Consider the following 599-nt stretch of genomic DNA (forward strand, 5'->3'; position numbering starts at 1 on the left):
ATCTCACCGGTTACCCCAACAGGCACCAGTCCCTGATCCGGCCCCAGGATGTATATCTGGGTATTGGCTATCGGACGACCGATAGGTATAGCTGTTATATCCCTTTTGTCAATTGATAAACCCCAATAAGTCACATCAATTGAAGCTTCTGTCGGTCCGTATAAATTATATAATCTGACTTTGGGAAGTTTATTATTAAATAACTTTACTACAGGTAATTTTAATTCCTCTCCACTACACAGTACCATTCGAAGGCTTTCAAGGCCCTCTGGTTGATAGTCAAGTAAAAATGCAGATAACATAGATGGTACAAAGTGAACCATTGTTACCTTTTTTTCTTTAATAGTAACTCTTAAATAGTCATTATCCTTGTGTCCATTTTTCTTTGCAAAAACAAATTTAGCCCCTACTATTAACGGCCATATAAGTTCCCATACTGATACATCAAAGCAAAAATTTGTCTTTTGCAATAAAATATCCGTTTTATTGAGATTGTAGTAATCCTGAGCCCAGCTCAATCTATTAACAAGGCCGCTATGCTCGATCATAACGCCTTTCGGCCATCCCGTAGAACCGGAGGTATAGATGACATAAGCGAG

The 599-nt window shown here is 38.6% G+C and carries 1 protein-coding gene; it reads right to left on the minus strand.

Annotated features, from left to right (window positions below):
- Positions 1–548, minus strand: a 548-nt coding sequence (locus AB6735_RS28055; protein ID WP_370999492.1) for an AMP-binding protein, incomplete at its 3' end; no start/stop codon positions are given.
- Positions 549–599: the final 51 nt, after the last annotated feature.

Source organism: Mucilaginibacter sp. RCC_168 (genome assembly GCF_041355315.1).
Lineage (GTDB): Bacteria > Bacteroidota > Bacteroidia > Sphingobacteriales > Sphingobacteriaceae > Mucilaginibacter.